The organism is Sphingomonas sp. 66-10 (assembly GCF_001897045.1).
GTDB classification, from domain to species: domain Bacteria; phylum Pseudomonadota; class Alphaproteobacteria; order Sphingomonadales; family Sphingomonadaceae; genus Sphingomonas; species Sphingomonas lycopersici.
In genome coordinates this window covers 580-2,932 of the sequence record NZ_MKRR01000011.1, presented here as the reverse complement: position 1 = coordinate 2,932, position 2,353 = coordinate 580, and the positions used below count along the sequence as shown (strand labels likewise).

The window sequence follows — 2,353 nt, the reverse complement described above, 5'->3', positions numbered from 1 at the left end:
CTGGCCGACGAGAAGAGCGAGGCGGAAGGCGGCGGCCGCCTCGTCGCTTTCATAAGCGGGGACCGCCGCCGCCGTCGAGCGCGCCTGCGTTTCGGCGCGCAGGTAATCGACGCGCGACGCTGCGCCGACGCGCAGCCGGTCGCTGACGAGCCGTGCGATGCCGGCCTGCGCCTTGGCGTCGGCGACAGCGTTGCTCCGCAGCGCCTGCGCGGTCCGCAGATCGATATAGGCGCGCACGACCTCGGCGATTACCTGGAGGATCACCCCGCGCCGCGCCTCCTCGGCCGCCTCGGCGCGCGCTTCGCTGCTCTCGATCGCGCGCTGCGTGCCGCCCCACAGGTCGATCTCCCACGAAGCATCGAAGCCGACGTCGTAGATCGCGAGGTTGCGGCCGAGCCCGGGAACCTTGCCGACGGGGAGCTGACCATTCTCGCTCAGCCGGTTTTGCGTCGCGATCGCCGACACGCCGGCCTGCGGCAATTCGCGCCCGTACACCGCGTCGCGATTGGCGCGCGCCTCGCGCAGCCGTGCGCCGGCTTCCTCGATATCCTTGTTGCCCGCAATCGCCGCCTCGACCAGTTCGGCGAGCAAGGGATCGTCGAAGCGCCGCCACCACATACCGTCGACGGCCTCGCTGCTGACCGGACTCGCCCAGGCCTCACTCAGCTGCGTTTCGGGGGGGCGGTAATCGGGGCCGACGGTGGTGCAGCCGACGAGCGCGGCGGCAAGCAGCGCGGTCGGTGCAGTACGGGTGCGGATGGACTGGGTCATGATGCAGCCTCTGCTGGAGCGGATTTCCCCATCGTCCTCGCAAGGAGAATCTTGATTGCGACGATGCACGGCGCGCCGACGACGAAGAGCAGCGCGACGAGGTTGAAGGCGGTGTCGAAGGCGATCACGGCGCCCTGCCCGCCGACCGCGCGGCCGACCATCGCGGTCGCGCTCTTCGCCGCCGCGCTCGCTTCCACCCCGCGCGCGACGAGCAGGTTCGTGATCGCCGCGATGCGCTCGGCGAGCGCGGGCGAGCCGGAGGTGATCGCGGCGCCCAGCATCGTCTGGTTGTGGACGAGGCTATGGTCGATCGAGGTCTGGAGCGCCGCGACCCCGGTCAGCCCGCCGAGCTGGCGGCCGATGTTGAAGATGCCGATGCCGTAGGCGACGCTCGCCGCGGGCAATTTGGTGAATGCGATCAAGGTGATCGACAGAAAGAGGAACCCGAGCCCGAGCCCGCGGAGCAGGATCGCGGGCATCATGTCGGCGGCGCCGCTCTGGGCGTTGGACCCCGACAGCATCCACATCGCAATCATGATAGACAATATCCCGAGCGGCACCGTCGCGACCGGCGGCAGTCCGCGCGCTTGCATCAGCCATGCCGACAACAGCAGGGTCGCGAGGAAACAGGCGCCGCTCGGCAGCAGCAGCGCCCCCGCCTCGGTCGGGGTGAAGCCGAGCACCGACAGAGCGAAGGCGGGGATGACGAAGGCGCTGCCGAACAGCGCCGCGCCAGCGACAAAGCTCACGAAGAAGGCAAAGACGAAGTCTTCCGTGCGGAACACCGACAGGTCGAACAATCCCGAGGCGCCGGCGCGAAATTGGCGCGCGGCTACGAGCGCCAGACCGCCGATCGCGAACACGCTCAGCCAAGCGATGCGCTGTTCCTCCAACCAGTCCCAGCGGCTGCCTTGCGTCAGCACATAGGTCGCCGCGAGCAGCGCCGCGCCGAGAGCGAGCAGCCCAACAAGGTCGAGGGGGCGCGGCGGCGCGGGGCGCTTCGGCGTGTCGCCAGCGAGGATCAGCAGCCCCGCCGCGCCGAGCGACAGCGGCACCACGGCCGCGAAAATCCAGCTCCAGTCGCGCTGGTCGACCAGCCAGCCCTCGAACAGGGGCGCGGCGGTCGCGGGCGCGACGACCGAGCCCATCGCGAACAGCGCCTGCAGGAAGGGCTGGCGGGCCGCGGGCCAGGTCCAGAACAGGATCGCCTGCCCCGCGACGAGCAAGGTCGCGCCCGACAGCCCCTGCACCGCGCGGAGGACGACGAGAAGGTCTAGGCCGGTGACGGCGGCAGCGAGCGCTGAGGCCGCGCCCATGACCAGCGTCGCGGCGAGCAGAACTTGCCGCGGATCGACACGCGTCAGCAGCCACGGCGCGAAGGCGAAACCGATCAGCTTGAACGCGGTAAAGCCTACGTCGAGCCCGGCGAACTCGTCGGGGGTCGCCGCCGTATCGCCGATAATGTCGGCGCGGCCGAGCGCGAGGATCGTGCTCGCGAGCGCCTCGGTCAGGCAGGCGAGCAATATGCCGACGACGAGCAGCCAGCCTGGCGTCGCCGCGACGCGCATCTTGGCCGGGGCGG

2 protein-coding genes are annotated in these 2,353 nt (G+C 70.4%); both read right to left on the bottom strand.

The annotated features are described in order from the left end of the window. The coding region (locus BGN95_RS01570) for a TolC family protein (protein ID WP_286771418.1) at nt 1-771 on the bottom strand (771 nt) is incomplete at its 3' end. Further along, complete coding sequence (locus tag BGN95_RS01565; RefSeq protein ID WP_286771419.1) at nt 768-2,339, bottom strand: MFS transporter; 1,572 nt, start codon at nt 2,337-2,339, stop codon at nt 768-770. The genes BGN95_RS01565 and BGN95_RS01570, both read right to left, overlap by 4 nt. Nucleotides 2,340-2,353: the final 14 nt, after the last annotated feature.